Annotated in this window: 15 protein-coding genes and 4 pseudogenes; 8 read left to right on the top strand and 11 right to left on the bottom strand. The window is 60.4% G+C overall.

Annotated elements, in window-relative coordinates:
- Window positions 1-61: 61 nt before the first annotated feature.
- Window positions 62-622, bottom strand: a complete 561-nt coding sequence (locus L0Z65_RS04645; protein WP_405111207.1) for an NUDIX hydrolase — start codon at window positions 620-622, stop codon at window positions 62-64.
- Between the two features lie 95 nt (window positions 623-717).
- Between L0Z65_RS04645 and L0Z65_RS04640 the strand changes: the two genes are divergently transcribed.
- From L0Z65_RS04640 to L0Z65_RS04620, 5 genes and pseudogenes are all read left to right on the top strand, one after another.
- Window positions 718-1,974, top strand: coding sequence for a bifunctional alpha/beta hydrolase/OsmC family protein (locus L0Z65_RS04640; RefSeq protein ID WP_096871512.1), 1,257 nt, complete (start codon window positions 718-720; stop codon window positions 1,972-1,974).
- A 278-nt stretch (window positions 1,975-2,252) separates the two neighbouring features.
- Window positions 2,253-3,557 carry an adenylosuccinate lyase gene (gene purB, locus L0Z65_RS04635; RefSeq protein WP_405111204.1) on the top strand — a complete coding sequence of 435 codons (1,305 nt, stop codon included), beginning with the start codon at window positions 2,253-2,255 and terminating at the stop codon, window positions 3,555-3,557.
- A gap of 188 nt (window positions 3,558-3,745) precedes the next feature.
- The gene (locus L0Z65_RS04630) at window positions 3,746-4,351 is read left to right on the top strand and encodes a tetratricopeptide repeat protein (RefSeq protein WP_118068078.1); all 606 of its coding nucleotides are present in this window, start codon (window positions 3,746-3,748) and stop codon (window positions 4,349-4,351) included.
- A 76-nt stretch (window positions 4,352-4,427) separates the two neighbouring features.
- Window positions 4,428-5,630 carry a flagellar motor switch protein FliG gene (locus tag L0Z65_RS04625; RefSeq protein WP_405111201.1) on the top strand — a complete coding sequence of 401 codons (1,203 nt, stop codon included), beginning with the start codon at window positions 4,428-4,430 and terminating at the stop codon, window positions 5,628-5,630.
- A gap of 383 nt (window positions 5,631-6,013) precedes the next feature.
- Window positions 6,014-6,951, top strand: a pseudogene (locus L0Z65_RS04620) (lysophospholipid acyltransferase family protein).
- A 14-nt stretch (window positions 6,952-6,965) separates the two neighbouring features.
- Here the strand turns inward: L0Z65_RS04620 and L0Z65_RS04615 are convergent.
- Window positions 6,966-7,697 (bottom strand): thioredoxin family protein, encoded by a 732-nt coding sequence (locus L0Z65_RS04615; RefSeq protein ID WP_096871516.1) that lies wholly within the window; start codon window positions 7,695-7,697, stop codon window positions 6,966-6,968.
- 246 nt (window positions 7,698-7,943) lie between these two features.
- Between L0Z65_RS04615 and acnA the strand changes: the two are divergent.
- Together acnA and L0Z65_RS04605 are read left to right on the top strand one after the other, a co-directional pair.
- Window positions 7,944-10,633, top strand: a pseudogene (gene acnA / locus L0Z65_RS04610) (aconitate hydratase AcnA).
- 280 nt (window positions 10,634-10,913) lie between these two features.
- Window positions 10,914-11,213, top strand: a complete 300-nt coding sequence (locus tag L0Z65_RS04605; RefSeq protein ID WP_405111198.1) for a putative quinol monooxygenase — start codon at window positions 10,914-10,916, stop codon at window positions 11,211-11,213.
- A gap of 71 nt (window positions 11,214-11,284) precedes the next feature.
- Here L0Z65_RS04605 and L0Z65_RS04600 read toward each other — a convergent pair.
- From L0Z65_RS04600 to yajC, 9 genes and pseudogenes are all read right to left on the bottom strand, one after another.
- Window positions 11,285-11,825, bottom strand: a pseudogene (locus tag L0Z65_RS04600) (DsbE family thiol:disulfide interchange protein).
- Complete coding sequence (ccmD, locus tag L0Z65_RS04595) at window positions 11,818-11,991, bottom strand: heme exporter protein CcmD (RefSeq protein ID WP_405111195.1); 174 nt, start codon at window positions 11,989-11,991, stop codon at window positions 11,818-11,820. Before ccmD ends, L0Z65_RS04600 begins: the two are co-directional and overlap by 8 nt.
- On the bottom strand, window positions 11,988-12,719 hold the full coding sequence (locus L0Z65_RS04590) for a heme ABC transporter permease (RefSeq protein ID WP_405111192.1): 732 nt from the start codon (window positions 12,717-12,719) through the stop codon (window positions 11,988-11,990). The genes ccmD and L0Z65_RS04590 overlap by 4 nt, the downstream gene beginning before the upstream one ends.
- Window positions 12,720-12,764: 45 nt before the next feature.
- Window positions 12,765-13,421, bottom strand: coding sequence for a heme exporter protein CcmB (gene ccmB, locus L0Z65_RS04585; protein ID WP_014874911.1), 657 nt, complete (start codon window positions 13,419-13,421; stop codon window positions 12,765-12,767).
- Window positions 13,418-14,045 (bottom strand): annotated as a pseudogene (gene ccmA, locus L0Z65_RS04580) (heme ABC exporter ATP-binding protein CcmA). Before ccmA ends, ccmB begins: the two are co-directional and overlap by 4 nt.
- A 97-nt stretch (window positions 14,046-14,142) precedes the next feature.
- The gene (locus L0Z65_RS04575; RefSeq protein ID WP_040178755.1) at window positions 14,143-14,496 is read right to left on the bottom strand and encodes an Mth938-like domain-containing protein; all 354 of its coding nucleotides are present in this window, start codon (window positions 14,494-14,496) and stop codon (window positions 14,143-14,145) included.
- A 168-nt stretch (window positions 14,497-14,664) separates the two neighbouring features.
- Window positions 14,665-15,633: a protein translocase subunit SecF gene (gene secF, locus L0Z65_RS04570; RefSeq protein ID WP_405111187.1), complete on the bottom strand. Its 969-nt coding sequence runs from the start codon at window positions 15,631-15,633 to the stop codon at window positions 14,665-14,667.
- Between the two features lies 1 nt (window position 15,634).
- Window positions 15,635-17,296 (bottom strand): protein translocase subunit SecD, encoded by a 1,662-nt coding sequence (gene secD, locus L0Z65_RS04565; RefSeq protein ID WP_405111184.1) that lies wholly within the window; start codon window positions 17,294-17,296, stop codon window positions 15,635-15,637.
- Between the two features lie 20 nt (window positions 17,297-17,316).
- Complete coding sequence (yajC, locus tag L0Z65_RS04560) at window positions 17,317-17,616, bottom strand: preprotein translocase subunit YajC (protein ID WP_405111181.1); 300 nt, start codon at window positions 17,614-17,616, stop codon at window positions 17,317-17,319.
- A 179-nt stretch (window positions 17,617-17,795) separates the two neighbouring features.
- On the opposite strand from yajC, the gene L0Z65_RS04555 reads away from it, so the two are divergent.
- Window positions 17,796-19,310, top strand: coding sequence for a pentapeptide repeat-containing protein (locus L0Z65_RS04555; protein ID WP_405111178.1), 1,515 nt, complete (start codon window positions 17,796-17,798; stop codon window positions 19,308-19,310).
- Window positions 19,311-19,390 lie beyond the last annotated feature (80 nt).

Genomic DNA, 19,390 nt, shown 5'->3' with positions numbered 1-19,390 from the left:
AGGGGCGACAAAACCGCGGTTGTACCCCACTTGCCGAACGGCCGCTGATCCTGTGGGGCGCTTAGCAGCCTGCGCTGTGCAACCGGGCCAGTTTTTCCTGCAAGATCAGCACACTATCCGCCTGGCTATACTGCGCCAGCTCTGCCAACGGCACCCAGGCGAGTGCCTTGGACTCCGCGCTGGCATGGATATCGCCCGCTTCAGCACGAAACAGGTAGCGCACATCATAGTGCAGATGCGCCGCCTCGCGGCTGTTGGCAGGAATTTCGTGGATATCGATGTCAAACACCTGATCAGACAGCAGGCTGATCCAGGCCAGACCGCTTTCTTCATAGGCTTCTTTCTGGGCCGTGAACCGGGCGTCGGCGATGCCGTCGCAATGTCCCCCCAGTTGCAGCCAGCGGTCCAGTTTGGCGTGATGGGTCAGGAGCACCGCTGACAGATCGGGTGACAGGACAAAGGCCGATCCCGTCACATGGCCGGTCGTTGGATCTCGTTCAAACGCCTTTGGTTCGCGCGCGCAGAACGCGGTCAGGCGCTGCCACATCTGCTGGTCACGCGCATCTTGCGGCGCGAAACCTCCGATGCCTGCGCAGGCCTCGGCCAAACGGTCTGTTGTCAATATCCCTCACCTTCCCGTGACGTGGGCGGCGGATGCCTTGTGCCCGCCCGCCTGTCGCCGCACCTTAGGGTGACCCCCAGATAAAGGCGAGCCTGATGCCCACCGAACGCATTTCTTTTTCCGGACACTCCGGTGACCAGCTGGCTGCGCGGCTGGACCTGCCCGAAGGGCCGATCCTGTCCACAGCACTCTTTGCCCATTGTTTTACCTGTTCCAAGGACATCCCCGCCGCGCGGCGCATCTCGGCCCGTCTGGCGGCGATGGGCATCGCCGTATTGCGGTTTGATTTCACCGGTCTTGGCCATTCCGATGGTGAGTTCTCCAATACCAACTTCAGCTCCAATGTCGCCGATCTGGTGGCGGCGGGACAGTATCTGGCCGGGCGCGGGCTGGCGCCCTCATTGCTGATCGGTCATTCGCTGGGCGGCGCTGCGGTGTTGCGGGCGCGGGCCGGGCTGCCATCGGTGCGCGGTGTTGTCACGCTGGGCGCGCCCTCTGACCCGTCCCATGTGGCGCATCAGTTTGGTGACGCGCTGGAGATGATTGAGGCCGAAGGCGCCGCTGAGGTCTGTCTGGCCGACCGCCCGTTCCTGATCCGCAAGCAATTTGTCGAGGATATCCGCGCCGAGGCGCTGACCAGCGCCCTTGCCGATCTGGATGCCGCGCTTCTGGTGATGCACGCGCCGCTGGATGCCACGGTCAGTATCGACAATGCCGCCGATATCTTTGTCGCGGCGAAACACCCCAAGAGCTTCATCACCCTGGATGATGCCGATCACCTGATTTCCCGGCCTCGCGATGCGGAATATGCCGCGGATGTCATTGCCGCCTGGGCCGGGCGCTATATCGATCTGTCGCCCCCCGCACCGCCCCCCGGCGCGCCTGAGGGCGTGTTGCGCGTCACCGAGGCGGATCCCAATGGGTTCTTGCAGGATATCCAGTCTGGCCCGCGCCATCACACCTATGCGGATGAGCCACTGGCCTATGGCGGCAGCAATCGCGGCATGACGCCTTATGGGTTTATCTCAGCGGGGCTGGGTGCCTGCACCTCTATGACCATCCGCATGTATGCCCGCCGCAAGGGGTGGCCCCTAGAAGGCGTCAGCGTCGATGTTTGCCATGACAAGGTTCATGCACAGGACGCGCTGCCCTCCGGTCCCGCGCAGATTGACCAGTTCACCCGTGTGATCTACCTCAGCGGCAATCTGACCCAGGATCAACGCGCCAAGCTGCTGGAGATCGCCGACCGCTGCCCGGTGCATCGCACGCTGGAACATGGCGCCAAGGTCACCACCCGATTGGATGAGCCCGAGAGCGAGGCAGATGTAGATCCCGCGCATCTGCCGTTCTGACCGGAGCGCCCTCCCCCGGCCCGATGAAGTCACCACGAGCCCCCTTGCAAATAGGGGGCTTCGACCGTGACTGACGCGCGACCCAATTATCGGCAGGCTATGGACAGTCCCGTGGCCTAGGCAGACCGTACATCATCCCTCCCACCATAAGAGACCTGTTTTTGCGGGCTTTCTGTCGCGGCGCGCGCCCCTGCCCTTGCCCTGTAGGGCGCGCTGCTCTAAGACCCGCGGCATCATCCGCTTCCCTTCTGCCCTGCTATGAAAAGGTGCTGCTGCCCATGATCCCCCGCTATTCCCGTCCTGAAATGGTTGCCATCTGGTCGCCGGAAACCAAATTCAAGATCTGGTACGAGATCGAGGCACACGCCTGCGAAGCCATGGCCAACCTCGGCGTGATCCCGCGCGAAAACGCCGACGCGGTGTGGAAAGCCAAGGATGTCGAATTCGACGTCGCCCGCATCGACGAAATCGAAGCTGTCACCAAACATGACGTCATCGCCTTCCTGACCCATCTGGCCGAGCATGTCGGTTCTGAAGAAGCCCGCTTCGTGCATCAGGGCATGACATCCTCTGACGTGCTGGACACCTGTCTCAATGTGCAGCTGGTGCGTGCCGCCGATATTCTTCTGGGTGGCATGGACAAGGTACTGGCCGCGCTGAAAAAACGCGCGCTGGAACATAAAGACACCGTGCGTGTTGGCCGCTCCCACGGGATCCACGCCGAGCCGACCACCATGGGTCTCACCTTTGCCCGTTTCTACGCCGAGATGGACCGCAACAAACAGCGCCTGCAAAACGCGCGCAGCGAAGTCGCCACTGGCGCGATTTCCGGCGCGGTTGGCACCTTTGCCAATATCGACCCTCGCGTTGAAGAACACGTCTGTGAGCAGCTCGGCCTGAGCCCCGAACCGATCTCGACACAGGTGATCCCGCGTGATCGTCACGCGATGTTCTTTGCCACGCTGGGGGTGATCGCTTCCTCGATCGAAAACATCGCGGTGGAAATCCGCCACATGCAGCGCACCGAAGTGCTGGAGGGGGCGGAATTCTTCTCCATGGGGCAGAAAGGCTCCTCCGCGATGCCGCATAAAAAGAACCCGGTGCTCACGGAAAACCTCACCGGTCTTGCACGTCTGGTGCGTATGGCAGTGATCCCGGCGATGGAAAACGTGGCTCTCTGGCATGAGCGCGATATCTCGCACTCCTCCGTTGAGCGCGGTATCGGCCCCGACGCCACCGTGACGCTGGACTTTGCGCTGAACCGTCTGGCTGGCGTCATCGACAAGATGCTGGTCTTCCCGGAGAACATGCTGGACAATATGAATAAATTCCCCGGTCTAGTGATGTCGCAGCGGGTACTTCTGGCGCTGACGCAGGCCGGTGTCAGCCGCGAAGATGCTTATGCCATGGTGCAGCGCAACGCCCTCAAAGTCTGGGAAGATCGCGTTGATTTCCGCGAATTGCTGCTGGCGGACGCGGATGTGGTTGCCGTCCTTGGCGAAGAGGCGATCAACGAGAAATTCGACATGGGATATCACACCAAACATGTCGACACGATCTTCAAGCGGGTGTTTGGCGCCTAAGCCGGAGTTCACCAGCAACCACAATAAGGGCCGTTCTGTCAGCGACAGGGCGGCCCCTTTTTCTATAGTCATACAGTGCTGGGATCACGTCTCACCGTCTTGTTATCGCGCGGTTGCGGCCAACCGTCTAAGGTGGAGCGATCCAACAGGCCGCAGAGCTGCGGCGCGCGCGACAAAAGGACAAACTGATGCCTGCCATGCTGACACATAATGCCCCCCATGCCCGCTCTCTGCCTGCATCTGCGATGCGCGCCAGCTGCGCGACCTTAACCGCGCTGGTGCTCTCTGCGGCATTTGCCAGCGGCGCATTTGCAGCCGGAAGCGGTGACAGCGCGGCGCCAAAACCGACCAACACCACCAAAACCTGCAAGGGCGCGAAGGTCTGGGACGATCAGAAACAGCGTTGCGTTGCACCAGAGCAATCCTCCCTGGACCCGGATGAGATGTATGATGCGGTGCGCGAACTCGCCTATGCCGGGCGCTATAGCGACGCGCAGGCGGTACTGGCCGCGATGCCTGACCAAACGGATAGCCGGGTGCTGACCTATTGGGGCTTTACCTATCGTAAGCAGGGCTATCCCGATCAGGCGATGTCCTATTACACTCAGGCCATCGCGCAGGATCCGCAGAACCACCTTGCGCGCTCCTACATGGGTCAAGGGTTTGTAACCGAAGGAAAATACGGGCTTGCGCTGGAACAATGGAAGATCATCCGCGCCACCGGCGGCAGCGACAGCTGGGCCGAAGTCTCCTTGCGGGACGCTCTTTTGTCCGGACAGACGCAAAGCTACTGATTTTCAGCATTTATTTACTGCTTTGCCCCTAGATTGGAGACAACAGAAAGAGAATCTTTTTGGCTAGGGCTCATAAATGCAGAATGAAAATGCTTTGGCGCTTCCCATGGCGGCCTCCTCAGATGATTTGGGTGATTTTTCCGCCCCGGCTCCGCTCGGCGGTATGGATCTGGGCGGCGATTTCGGCGGTGGTGACTTGGGCATGGGCGGCATGGGTGGTGGCGCGCTGGATATGCCTGCCATGGGCGGCGGCGGTCTGCCGGTTGCCAAATCCAAACTCAGCGGCAAGGCGAAGGCCGCCATCGTGGTGCGCCTGCTGCTGAATGAAGGGGCCGATATTCCGCTGGAATCGCTGCCCGATGATCTTCAGATCGAACTGACACAGCAGATGGGCCGCATGGGGCTGATCGACCGCGACACCCTGCATGAGGTGGCCGGTGAATTTGCCGAAATGCTGGACAATGTCGGGCTGTCCTTCCCCAATGGGCTGGCCGGTGCGCTCTCCGCGATGGAGGGCAAAATCAGCCGCCAGACCGCCAGTCGTCTGCGCAAGGAAGCCGGCGTGCGCCAGTTTGGCGACCCGTGGGAGCGTCTGCGCGCCCTGCCACCAGAGGATCTCGCCGAGCTGGCTGAGGCCGAAAGCACAGAAGTCGCCGCCGTTCTCCTGTCGAAGCTGGACACCACCAAAGCAGCGCAGATGTTGATCCACCTGCCCGGTCCCGTTGCGCGCCGCATCACCTATGCCGTTAGCCAGACTGCCGCCGTGACCCCGGATACCGTCGATCGCATCGGCCTGTCCCTCGCCGCGCAGATTGAGGCGCGACCGGAGGTCGCCTTTGACGAAACCCCGGGCCAGCGGATGGGCGCGATCCTGACCCAAGCCGCAGCCGGCAAACGCGATGAGGTGCTGACCGCGCTGGACGAAGAAGACGAGGAATTTGCCGGCGACGTGCGCAAATCGATCTTCACCTATGCGCTGATCGCCCAGCGGGTAAGCCCGGTGGACGTGCCAAAAATCGCCCGTGTTCTGGCGCAGCAGGATCTGGTCACGGCCATCGCCTTTGCCACCGACGAAGAAGATGTCGAAACCAGCGAATTCATGCTGGCCAATATGTCCAGCCGTATGGCCAACAACATCCGCGAAGAGGTGAGCGAGCGCGGCAAGGTCAAGCGCAGTGTCGGAGAAGGCGCCATGAGCACCATCGTCAACGCCCTGCGGGAGCTGGTGAACTCCGGCGAGGTCGAACTTCGCTCAGCCGAGGATGAAGAAGAAGAGTAAGCCCGCACGATCAGGTCTCCGCATTGGCCTGTGCCTTCCTGCCTGCGGTCGCACACATATGTCGACAGAGACAGTCGCACAGATAACTGATGCCCGACCACGCCCATCTCCGCAGCCACACTGAGACGGGACCTCAACGGATACCGCAGTGATCGAAGGCGCCCTGCCAGCGGTTTAGCACCCTGGCCCGCGCCTTGTCTGCTGATCCGTAGCTGAGACTTGGCATCGCTGACATGTGGTCTTGATGCCCCGCCGACGTCAGGGTCGCAGTTCCGCTGAGCGCGGCCCGCAACTGCGGATCACCGCCGGGCTTGCTTGTGCCTCTCTGCGCTGCCGTTTATGGTCGCGGTGATTTTGTCTCTCCAATTGCAGGCCCTCCGGACATGCCCGTCGATCCCTCCACCCTGTCCCCAGGCCGTCGCGCCAGTTACTACGCCAGCAATCTGGCTCTGCGTGGTCTTATCGGGGCGCTTGGGCTGATCCCCTATGAAAAGCGTATTCCGGCAATGGGCTGGGTGATGCGCAAAGCAGCCCCTCTGGTGGGGTTTCACAAACGGATCCGTGGCAATCTTGCGCTCACCTGTCCTGAGCTGCCGGAGGCGGATGTCGCGCGGCTTTGCGATGAGGTGAGTGACAATATCGGCCGTGTCGTCGCCGAGCTCTATGCCGGACAGCCGTTTCTGGAGCGCGCCTGGGCGGCGCCGGTTTCCGGCCCCGGCCTGCCCGCGCTGGAGCGCGCCCGCGCGGAGGGGCGACCGGTCATTCTGGTCACCGGCCATTTCGGCAATTACGACGCCGCCCGCGCCAATTTGATCCGGCGCGGCTTTTCCATGGGGGCGCTCTATCGCCGGATGGCCAACCCCTATTTCAACGACCACTACGTGCAAGCAATTGAAAAAACCGGCAAGCCGATGTTCGAACAGGGCAAACGCGGCATGATGGAGATGGTCCGTCACCTGAAACAGGGCGGCATCATTGCGATTGTCGCGGATCTGCACGCCCATGGCGGGGTCAACATTGATTTCTTTGGCGAACCCGCCGTGACGTCCGTTGTGCTTAAGCAGAACTGGCGCTGAAATACAACGCCGCGATGATCCCGGTCTATGCCATTCGCCAGCCCAACGGCCTCGATTTCGAAATTATCGTGCAGGAAGAGATTGCCCCCTCTGATCCGGTTACCATGACAACCACCGTCTGCAAACGGCTGGAGGATCTGGTGCGCCAGCACATGGGGCAGTGGTTCTGGGTTCATCGGCGCTGGAAACCCTATGTGCCGATCCCGAAATCCTCGCCGACAGATCAAAGGTCCAGCTCTGACTGACCCCAAGATGCCGCTTAGTTGAGTGTCGCCGCGGCAAGGATGGCACCATAGGGCGCCTGCTGGACCAGCAGCGCCGCCGGACGCGTGTCGGTCAGCGTCACCGTCAGCTGCAATGTGCCCTGCCCGTCCCACTCCGCCACGCGGTCAATCTGCTCCACCACATTCGCATAATCCAGGCGTCGGCCCGCCAATTCTCCACGGGAGATATCGACCGTTTTCAGCGGCGCATAGCGCACCAGCTGCACCGAAATCGGACCGGACAGCACCGGTGCGACATCGGCGCGGCGCAGTTCTACAGCGATCCCGCCCGTGCCGCTTTGGGTGCCGTCGATGGTCATCGCAACCGGGGTTGGGCGTGCCTGATGCGCGGCGATGGTCTCGCTCAGCTTCATCGCATTGGCACCGACCACATCGTCCTGACCGTTCACGATCATCTGCGGTGTGTAGACCATCTGACGGCCACCTTCATGGGCGTAGCCTTTCTGACGGCGGGTGTGGGCCGGGTCGGCGAACTGGTCTTTCCAGCCGATATAGTCCCAATAATCTACATGCAGCGCCAGGGGCAATACATCCGACCGCGCTGTCAGCTGCTGCAACAACGCATCGGCGGGCGGACAGGAGGAACAACCCTGCGAGGTGAACAGCTCCACCACCACCAGATCCGTGGCCGGTCCACCGCTCTGGGCGGCGGCCCCAATTGGCAGCGCCATCCACGCGGCCATGACAAGCGATGCGATAAATTTCATGCAACGAACCCTTTTTGCTCTGATCTACCGATGTAGCGGCGGCTGAGCTGAAATGACCAATCAATCATTCTTGAGACCGTCGTGCGCAGGGCAATTTGAGGCGAAATGCGACGTTGGTGCAAATTTTGTGTACTATTGCATACAAAAATGCGACCTGCGGCGTTTCAGCTATTGAATGCACGCCCGACCTGTTGCAGATAGCCGGTAGCGAATTCCCTGTATTCACATCCCAGAGGGAGGCCAAACATGCCTATCACCGTCGGACAGGACAATGCCAAGACGCGCCGCAAGCTGAGCGCGGGTGGCAAGTCGATCTCATATTACTCGATCCCCGCAGCCACTGAGGCCGAGCCTTGGCGATTTTGCCAAACTGCCCGCAGCCCTGAAAGTGGTGCTGGAAAACATGCTGCGGTTTGAGGATGGCGGCTTCTCCGTCTCCACTGACGACATCAAGGCCTTTGCCGAATGGGGCGCCAACGGCGGCAAGAACCCGCGCGAAATCGCCTATCGGCTAAGCCCGCGTGCTGATGCAGGATTTCACCGGCGTTCCCGCTGTTGTGGACCTCGCCGCCATGCGCGACGGCATCAAGGCGCTGGGGGGCGACGCCCAGAAGATCAACCCGCTGAACCCGGTTGATCTGGTCATCGACCACTCCGTCATGATCGACGAGTTCGGGAACCCGCGCGCGTTCCAGATGAATGTTGACCGCGAATACGAACGCAACATGGAGCGTTACCAGTTCCTGAAATGGGGCCAGGGCGCGTTCAACAACTTCCGCGTTGTCCCGCCGGGCACCGGCATCTGCCATCAGGTGAACCTGGAATATCTCGCCCAGACAATCTGGTCGGATGAGGATCAGAACGGCGATATGGTTGCCTACCCTGACACGCTGGTCGGCACCGATAGCCACACCACCATGGTCAACGGCGCCGCCGTTCTGGGCTGGGGTGTTGGCGGCATCGAGGCTGAGGCCGCGATGCTGGGTCAGCCGATCTCCATGCTGATCCCTGAGGTTATCGGCTTTGAGCTGACCGGCGCCATGGTCGAAGGCACCACCGGCACCGACCTCGTGCTGAAGGTCGTGGAAATGCTGCGTGCCAAAGGTGTGGTTGGCAAATTCGTGGAATTCTACGGCAAGGGTCTGGACACGCTACCGCTGGCAGACCGCGCGACCATCGCCAACATGGCGCCTGAATATGGTGCCACCTGTGGCTTCTTCCCGATCGATGAGGAAACCATCCGCTACCTGCGCAACACCGGCCGCGACGAAGATCGTATCGCGTTGGTCGAAGCCTACGCCAAGGAAAACGGCTTCTGGCGCGATGCGGATTACGCCCCGATCTACACCGACACGCTGAGCCTCGACATGGGCACCATCGTGCCTGCGATCTCCGGCCCGAAACGCCCGCAGGACTATGTTGCCCTGACTGGTGCCAAGGCGGCCTTCCACAAGGAAATGGAAGAGACCTTCAAGCGTCCCATGGGCAAGGAAATCGCCGTCAAAGGCGAAGACTACACCATGGAAAGCGGCAAGGTCGTAATCGCCTCGATCACCTCCTGCACCAACACATCCAACCCTTATGTTATGATCGGTGCGGGCCTTGTAGCGCGCAAGGCCGCAGCATTGGGTCTGGATCGCAAACCTTGGGTCAAAACCTCGCTCGCGCCCGGCTCGCAGGTGGTGTCCGCCTATCTGGAGGCCGCAAACCTTCAGGAAGATCTCGACAAGATCGGCTTTAACCTCGTGGGTTATGGCTGCACCACCTGTATCGGCAACTCCGGCCCGATCCAGCAGGAACTCTCCGACGCCATCGCCGAGGGTGATCTGGTCGCGACCTCTGTCCTGTCCGGCAACCGCAACTTCGAAGGCCGCATCAGCCCCGATGTGCGCGCCAACTACCTGGCCTCGCCGCCGCTGGTTGTCGCCTATGCGCTGGCGGGCACCATGGACATTGATCTGGCGACAGATCCGATCGCACAGGACAAGGACGGCAATGACGTCTACCTGAAGGATATCTGGCCGAGCCAGAAAGAGATCGCAGATCTGGTCGAAGCGACCGTGACCCGCGAAGCCTTCCTGTCGAAATATGCCGATGTGTTCAAAGGTGACGAGAAGTGGCAGGCGGTTGAAACCACCGATGCAGAAACCTACGACTGGCCTGCAGCCTCCACCTACATCCAGAACCCGCCCTACTTCCAGGGTATGGGCTCTGAGCCGGGAACTATCTCCAACATCAAGGACGCCAAGCCGCTCTTGATCCTTGGCGACATGGTCACCACCGACCACATTTCCCCGGCGGGTTCCTTTGCAACCACCACCCCGGCTGGCCAGTATCTGCTGGACCGTCAGGTGCAACCGCGTGAGTTCAACTCCTACGGCTCGCGTCGTGGCAACCACGAGATCATGATGCGCGGCACCTTTGCCAATATCCGCATCAAGAACGAGATGCTGGACGGCGTCGAAGGTGGGTATACCAAAGGCCCCGATGGCGAACAGACCTCTGTTTACGAGGCCTCCATGGCCTATCAGGAACAAGGCACGCCGCTGGTGGTCTTCGGTGGTGAGCAGTATGGCGCTGGGTCCTCCCGCGACTGGGCGGCCAAGGGCACGGCCCTGCTGGGCGTCAAGGCGGTCATCGCCGAGAGCTTTGAACGTATCCACCGCTCCAACCTGGTTGGCATGGGCGTTATCCCGTTTGAGTTCACCGGCGGTGATACCCGCAAATCGCTGAACCTCACCGGGGATGAAACCGTCTCGATCCATGGTTTGGACACGATCAAACCTCAGGAAGAGGTCTCCTGCGACATCACCTATGGCGATGGCACAACCAAGACCATCACCCTGAAGTGCCGCATCGATACCGCGCCGGAAATTGAATACATCGAACATGGCGGCGTGCTGCACTACGTGCTGCGTAACCTCGCCAAATCGTAAAAGAAGCAGCGCAGGTCCACTGCGCGGCAAAGCACAGAAAACGGGCGCCACAGCGGTGCCCGTTTTTGTTTAGAATACGAAAACCCGTTTTCCCCGCACCCGCATGAAGGGTACCTGCGACGCCAACTTCCGTTGCGTTAACTTCCGTCTGGACGGCGCAGCGTTTGCCGGGCTAGCATTTGAAATGATGGTCGGCACATTTCGATGCCCTATCTGCACTAGTGATAACAAACATGCCCTGCCACCCCGGGGCAGTACAGCAACCTCAAACGGACAGCCCGTGACAAATACCCCTGAAAAAGAAGCCGTTATCGTCACCGTGAAAGCAGTGCCCAGCCTGTTTGACGAATTGGCAGCCGCAATCCAGGCGATGATGCCGGAGACCCGCGCGTTTCCCGGCTGTATCGAAGCACATCTGCTGCTGGCGCCGGAGCGTGAAGAGATGGTGATTTTCCAAATCTGGGAAAGCAGCGAGGCGCAGAGCGCCTATCTGACCTGGCGCGCAGAACGGGGCGACTTTGAGCGTCTGGGCGAACTGATCCACGATGAGCAGATCTTCCGCACCTACACGCTTGGCTGACACCAAAAAGCGGAGCCAAATACGGCCCGCTTGAATGTGTTTCCAATCGCCTACGCGGCATTGGACCCGATTCAGTTCTGTGCTGCACGCTCCAGCGCCGGGCGCAGGGTGGTGTCGATTACCCGCTGCGTGATGGGACCAGCAAAGCGCAGGATAATGGTCCCCTCCCCGTCGATCACATAGGTTTCCGGCACGCCATAGACGCCCCAGTCCAGCGCCATCCGGCTTAGCCTCATCCCGGCCAATGGCACGATAGGGGTTGCCCAGCTCCTCAAGGAACCCAACCGCATTGTCTTCCTGATCCTTGTAGTTGACGCCATAGATCGCCAGCCCTTCCTCGGACAAGGCGTCAAGGCTTGGGTGTTCCACCCGGCAGGGGCCGCACCAGCTGGCCCAGAAATTCACCAGTTTTACAGTGCCGTCACGCAAGGTCGCATCATCAAATCCGGGGTCGTCAGCAAAGCTGGTCAGCACAACCGGCGGCGCCGATTGCCCTTCACGCGCAGATGGCAGGCTTTCAGGATCGTTGCGAAACATGCCAGCAAAGGCCAGCGCAACAAAACTGCCAAAGACCAGAACGGGCAGCGCCATCACGGGAGAGATCTTAGCCACGGCGCGGTCCTCCCTGGCTTTGCATCTGCCGCTCCATCTCCTGCATCTGCCGCCGCACGCGGCGGCCACGGGCAAATGTCATCAGCAGCAGCGCCAACAATAGCAACAGAGAAGCGGCGTAAGAGGAGAGTACCTCAACCGCATATTTTCCAAGATCCGGCATCATGCTTGCATCCTTTCCCGCAGCATCAGGGCGCGCATCCGACGGGCGCGGATCTCTGTGCCGGTGCGATAGAGCACCAGTGCCAGAAACAAGAGACCAAAGCCAACCATGCAGACATACAGCGGATTGGAGAACGCATCCGCCACATTCTCCTCCTTGTCCAGCGACAGCGAAGCCCCCTGATGCAGCCCCTGGTTCCAGAAGTTGACCGCATAGCGGCTGAGCACCGCAAAGACCGAGCCGACCAGACATAGGATGGAGGTCAGATCAGCGGCAGTATCCGGGTCCTCAATCGCCTCCCAGAGGGCAATGTAGCCAAGGTAGAACAGGAACAGCACCAGAAAGGAGGTCAGCCGCGGATCCCATTCCCACCATGTGCCCCACATCGGCTGCCCCCAAAGCGCCCCGGTGATCAGCGCAATCAGCGTCATCACCACCCCGATGGGGGCCGCAGCCTTCGCCGCCAGCGCGCTCACGTGATGGCGACGTACCACCCAGATCAGCGAGGCGACCAGCATCATGAACCAGGCATTGATCGCAATCAGTGCTGCGGGCACATGCAGGAAGATGATCTTGACGGTAGAGCCCTGACGGTAGTCATCAGGCGTGAAGAAGAACCCCCAGATCAGCCCAATCGTGCACAGCACAGCGGCTGAGACCCACAGTGCAGGCATCACCCGTTCCGATGTGGTCAGGAACTTCTTTGGATTGGCGTATTCCCAGATCGACATAGTGGCTATTTAGCTCTTGCTTGAAGGGATCTCAATTCATTCATCCTAGCGCAAATTGACGCGCAGGACGGCGGCGCTGGCAAAGGGCAGCAGCGCCAGCGTGGCGGCCGAAATACCGGCCAGCATCAACAGCGGCGTCTCCACAGCCATACCCGCGGCACCCCGCCGCGCGGCCTCTGCGCCGAAGATCAGCGTCGGCACATAAAGTGGCAGCACCAAAAGCGACATCAACAGCCCGCCCCGCTTCAGCCCAACTGTGAGTGCGGCGCCAAAGGTGCCGATCACCGACAGCGCGGGCGTGCCCAGCAAAAGCGAGACCACCAGCCACAGAAAGCCTGCGGTCGGCAGGTTGAGCAGTACACCCAGCACAGGCGCCGCCAGCACCAGCGGCAGGCTGGTGGTGATCCAATGGGCCAGCGCCTTGATCGTCACTACCGCTTCCAGCGGCAGGGGGGCGGTGGCCATCAGATCCAATGTGCCATCCTCCCAGTCCAGCGCCAGCAGGCGGTCCAGCGACAACAGGCAGGCCAAGAGCGCACCAAGCCACAGCACACCGGGGGCAATGCGGCCCAGCAGCTCTGACTGCGGTCCGACAGAGAACGGCACCAGCACCGTCACGATCAGGAAAAACGCCAGCCCCAGGCCAAAGCCGCCGCCCGCGCGCAAGGCCAGCCGCAGATCCCGCAGCAACAGCGCCCTCACAGGAAGGCTCCGTCGAAGTTGTCCAGATCCGGCAGCTTGGCGCGAAACCGGCTGACGTCCAGCGTGTCGCCGTCAAGGCCAAGGTCGATATGGGTGGCAATCAACGCCGCCCCGCCACCCGCAAGATGGCCCTGCACAACATTCGCGAACTGCTGCACCGAGGCCCGATCCAGACTGACCGTCGGCTCATCCAATATCCAGTAACGCCGCCCGGTGACCATCAACCGCGCCAGCCCCAGCTCGGCGTTTCTGCCCGGCAGAAAGCGCCCCGGCCTGCCGATCACGCAGGGACCGCAGGTCAAAGGCATCCAGCGCGCTGTCGATCTCATCCGTGGCAAAGATCGCCGCCCAGAATTTCAGGTTTTCCGCCACCGTCAGGGTCAGCTTGATCCCGTCGGCGTGGCCTGCATAGGCGATATCGTCGCCCTCGCCGGTCCCGCTTATTGCCACCTCACCGGCAAGCGGCGGTTGCAGCCCGGCAATGGTGCGCAGCAGCGTGGTCTTGCCACAGCCATTCGGCCCCCGCAGGATCAGTGCCCGTCCGGGCGTCAGCGCAAAGCTCACCCCTTCCAGCACCGGCACGCCGCCGCGCGCGATACTCAGCCCGGCAATGGTCACTGTCATGAAATCCGCCTACCTCTTTGGTTCTTGGTCGAAAAACCCGATCCCGCGCGGCCTGTCCTTGCGCCAGATCAAGCCTGTTTCCATCATGGACAGGTGATCAGACCGCAAGCGCCGCAAGGGCGATCCGGCGCCCTTCTGAGAGGAGGACGTTATAGGTCCGGCAGGCAGCGGGAGAGTTCATCGCCTCAACCCCGATCCCGGCCCCTTCCAGCTGCTGACGCAGGCTGGCCGGGATATGCGCGACCTCGGCGCCGGTGCCGATGAACAGCACATCCACCTCGCCGACGAGTGCCAACAGCGGGTCAGCGTCCTCATAGCCGCCCCAGCCCGTGGTCCCCATTGCCCCGGTCAGGATAGAACTCTGAAACACCTCACCGCCTACGCGAAAAAAACCCGGCCCGTAGCCGTCGATAGGCAGGGCGTCCGTATAGGCAACTTCGTTCAACCGCATGGCGTGCATCCTCTGTTCGTGGTCGGCGGTGGGCGCGTGGCGCGGCGCCCTGCCCGGCTGCATAACATGTCCGTCCCCCTGACAAAATACCAGCCCGGCTGCGACCCATAAAAAGAGGCCGCATCCCGGCGGGACGCGACCTCTGACATGTCATACCTAAGCGGCAGCTCAGGCGTCGATATTGGCGAACTGGTTGCCTGTGGTGTTTGACGGCTTCGTCCAGTCGCGCTTCACGCCCAGCCACAACAGGATGGTAGAGGCGACGAAGATCGACGAATAGGTGCCGATGATAACGCCCCAGATCATCGCAAAGACAAAGCCCCGGATCACATCTCCGCCCAGCACATAAAGCGAGATCAGCGCCAGCAAGGTGGTCACCGAGGTCATCACGGTCCGACTGAGAGTCTCGTTGATCGAGATGTTCAGCACCTCCGCCAGCGGCTTCTTCTTGTAGCGACGCAGGTTTTCGCGCACCCGGTCAAACACCACCACCGTGTCGTTCAGCGAATAGCCGACGATGGTCAGCAGCGCTGCGATGATCGCCAGGTCGAACTTGATCTGGAGTTCGGAGAAGACACCGATGGTCAGCACCACATCATGCACCAGCGCCGCGACGGCCCCCAGCGCAAACTGCCATTCAAAGCGCAGCCAGATGTAGATCAGAACCGCGCCAATCGCGAGCGCAACCGCCAGGACTGCCGTCTGCACCAGCTCACCCGAGACCTTGGGACCGACGGATTCCACCGACACGAATTTGATGCCCGGCGCCACCGCATCCAGCGCGGCGTTCACCTCAGCGATCACCTCACCAGAGATCGACTCGCCATCAGCCTGCGCCTGAATACGCACCATGGCGACATGCTGATCCTCGGCAAATGTCGGATCAAACACCTCACTGATGGTGATGTCACCCAGCTCCAGCGGCTCCAGCGCAGTCCGGTAGGTGCCCACGTCAATGTCCGTGGTGCTTTCGGTGCGGATGGTTGTACCGCCCCGAAAATCAATGCCGAAGTTCAGCCCCTGCAAGGCAAAGGAGGCAAAACCCACGACAATCATCAGGGCAGAGATGCCCAGCCACAGTTTCCAGCGCTTGAAGAAATCAAACGAGGTACTTTCGGGAATAAGTTTCAGCCGCATCTCACACCTCGATCGTTTTCGGACGACGCCGTTCAAACCACATCACAATGATCACCCGCGTCACAAAGATCGCGGTGAAGACGGACGTCATGATCCCCAGCCCCAGCGTGATCGCAAAGCCGCGCACCGGGCCGGAGCCCATGGCAAACAGGATCACCGCCGTAATGAAGGTGGTGATATTGGCGTCCAGAATGGCGCTCAGCGCCTTGGAGTAGCCCTCATCAATGGCCCGTGCAGGACCACGACCAGCCTTCAGCTCCTCGCGGATCCGTTCAAAGATCAGCACGTTGGCGTCGACCGCCATACCAACCGTCAGAACGATACCCGCAATCCCCGGCAGGGTCAGCGTGGCGCCAATCAGGCTCAGCGCGCCAAAGATCAGACCGATATTGAGGATCAGCGCGACATTCGCAAAGAGGCCAAACAGACCATAGCTCAGCGCCATGAAGACCAGCACCCCGACAAAGGCCACAATCGTCGCAACCTTACCGGCATCAATGCTGTCCTGCCCCAGTTCCGGGCCGATCGTGCGCTCTTCCAGGAACTCCAGCCCCGCAGGCAGGGCACCCGCACGCAGCAGGATCGCCATATTGGTGCTTTCCTCGATGGTGAAATTACCGGTGATGATCCCGGAACCACCTGCAATATGCGCCTGAATGACCGGGGCGGAGACCACCTCTTCATCCAGTACAATCGCAAAGGGAGAGCCGATGTTTTCCGCCGTATAGTCGCCAAACTTGCGCGCGCCTGTGGTGTTGAAGCGGAAGCTGACCGCCGGGCGGCCATTCTGATCAAACGACGGCTGCGCATCCACCAACTCCTCACCGGTCACAACCGGTGCGGCCTCGACGGTGTAGAACACGCCGTCCTCATCAAGCGACGGCACAACCTTGTTGCCCACGCCCGCATTGGCATCGGCGTCCGTACCGCGCCCTACGACGGGGTTAAAGGTCAGCTGTGCGGTGGTGCCGATGATGGCCTTCAATTCAGACGCCGACCCGATGCCCGGCACCTGGATCAGGATCCGGTCGCTGCCCTGGCGTTGAATGGTCGGCTCGCGTGTGCCCACCTCGTCAATCCGGCGGCGGATGATTTCCAGCGCTTGCCGCACCGTGCGATCATCAGAGGCCAGCTTTTCCTGCTCGCTCAGCTCCACGGTCAGAATGTCACCGGTCCCGGACACGGTGATATCGGTGGCCCCGGCCCCGGTCAGGCTGGTGATCGGGTTGGCCAGACCGCGCACAACCTCAAGCGCGCGGGCCATGCCCTCGGGCTTGGAGATCTTCAGACGAATCTGCCCCTCCGGCGCCTGCTGGCGGCGGAAGGTGCCGACCTCACCACGCTCAGGCCGCAGCGCGTCACGCACCTCAGGCCAGAGCGCATCCATACGCGCGCCATAGACGTCGGCGACCTTCACCTCGGCCAGAAGATGCGCGCCACCGCGCAGATCCAGACCCAGGTTGACCAGCGACGACGGCATGAAGGACGGCCATTGGCCCGCCACCTCCAGCCGCTCGGGGCTTTCGCCCTTGGCGATTATTTCGGCGGCGGCGTCATTGGCCTGCTCGACGCGCGTGTAAAACGCATTTGGCAGGGCAAGCAAAAGGCCGGTCACACAGACCAGCCAGATGAGAACCCGCTTCCAGAGATCAATTTGCAGCATTGCCCTGCCTTTTCAGTTGGTTAAGCGGGGCTACTTACGCTGCTTAGCTCGGTCTTGTTCAGAACCTGTGCGATGGTGGTTTTGATCACGCGGATTTTGACACCCTCGGCGATTTCCACTTCGATTTCGCCGTCATCCTTGACCTTGGCCACCTTGCCGATGATGCCACCCTGGGTCACCACCTGATCGCCACGGCGCAGTGCTTCGACCATCGACTGATGCGTCTTCAGCTTTTTCTGCTGCGGACGGATCAGCAGGAAGTACATGATACCAAAAATCAGAATGAGCGGGAGAAATTGGGCGAGTGCGCCACCTTCCATGGGATATTCCTTCTGTGTGACAGGCGCTTGAGACGCCCTTAATTTTGCAGGGGAACCTATGCGCAGAAAGGGCCACTTGCAAGGCTAAGGCGGCCAGAACCGATACCGCAAACGCAGTTGACCCGATGCAGGGGCGATGAGAGGGTGCGGGTATTGATTTTCAGAACCAGATTGCAGTCATGATCAGCATCTCAGACCCCGGCCTCTTGCCGGTTCTTGCCCTGTTTGGCCTCGCCGTATTTGTCGCCTTCCCGCTTATTGTTTTGTCGTCAAACGAAGCCAAACCAATCGCATTTCTGCAGTCCAAACTGGGACTGAATGCGGTATGGGCCCCTGTCTTACTCATCGGCGCTGCGCTCTGGACTATTGTGTTCGGATTCCTAATTTTTGGCTTGTTGTCGGTGATTTGGGAGATTGTCCAAGGCGTGTTCTGGCGGTCCACTGAGGGCGACAAGACCCACGACGGACGTTTTGCCCTTGTTCGTCTCACGGCCATCACGGCAACCACCGGCGCGGTCATTGCATTCCCAATGACCCTTATCAAAGTGAAGCTCACGCGGGATGCGAACGAAACAACCGTTCAAGGCCAGATCACGGACAGGATCAACAAGGCCGTTGAGGGCTTGGGGACGGAAAAGACGGTGAAGCGCCAGCGCCATGACCAAGATGGCAACCCCACCTACGAGAAAGACACCAAGGGTAGCAGCGATTATTCCAAACCGGTGTTTGTCGAAACCTCCGAGCCCAACCTAGAAGTGAGGATTGGCTCAATCTTTGCCCTCGAACGCATCGCGCGCGAAAGCCCCGATTTCCACATTCAGGTTATGGGGCTGCTGTGCACCTACATTCGCTTGAACTCTCCGGTAACTGGAGCGGCTAAACTCTCTTTTTACAACAGAGACGCAGAAAACTCAGCTCACCATGGCGACGAAAGCTCAGGCCAATGCCCTTCCTTGCGAATTGACATTCAGACGGCCCTCGATGCACTGGGACGACGATCGGAGACGAATATCCGAACACAAGAAGCCTTCGCAAACTTCAAATTGCGTTTAAACGGATGCAACTTACAAGGCGCTCAAATTACCGGCAACTGGAACCGAGCTGATCTGTCAGATAGTGCGTTAGAGCAGGCCAGTTTTTCCAATGCGAGCTTTGTCGAAACGGATTTTCGAAGAAGCCGCCTCTCAAAGCTCGCGATGGCTGAGTGTAGTTTCGAGAACGCAAAAATTGAGCGAGCTGAGCTGCGCTTCACGAATTTCGAGCCGGAGCAGATCCAGTGCTTTCTAACGCCCAGCGACTATGGCCATTGGGGGCCGACGATCGAGAACTGCGAGTTGAAGGTCAATGGAGTGCCAATCCCCGACGCATTAAGAGTGGTTCGAAGCTCAAAAATTAGAGGGATGATATTTCGATCGAGGCTACAGTTCGACGCCCTAACTAGTGATAGAGATGGGTACCAACCCTCAATCGCAAATACACTTTGCAAATGCGCACTTCGGCGACTCGATTTATCAAAAAACGCGCGCAACAATGGCTGCTTCAGCAATTTGCTCGCGGATGGAACGGTCAGCAACTGGCCGACCTCAGCACCCGACCACTGGATCAAAAAAACACTCTCGGATGACGAATTCGACGAAGAGTTCTTCAAATGGCTAAACGACCCCGACAACAACACGCCTCCCACCACCCACTAACGTGCCATCCCACAACACCCCGGCAGCAAACGTGAGCGCCCCCTTCCCCTTCCCGCCCCCATCCGGCATATGCTGGCGGC

Origin of the sequence: Phaeobacter sp. BS52, from assembly GCF_045040595.1 — a bacterium.
GTDB lineage: Bacteria > Pseudomonadota > Alphaproteobacteria > Rhodobacterales > Rhodobacteraceae > Phaeobacter > Phaeobacter piscinae.
Note: the sequence above shows the minus strand (reverse complement) of the source record. Positions and strands in the feature narration are given on the sequence as shown.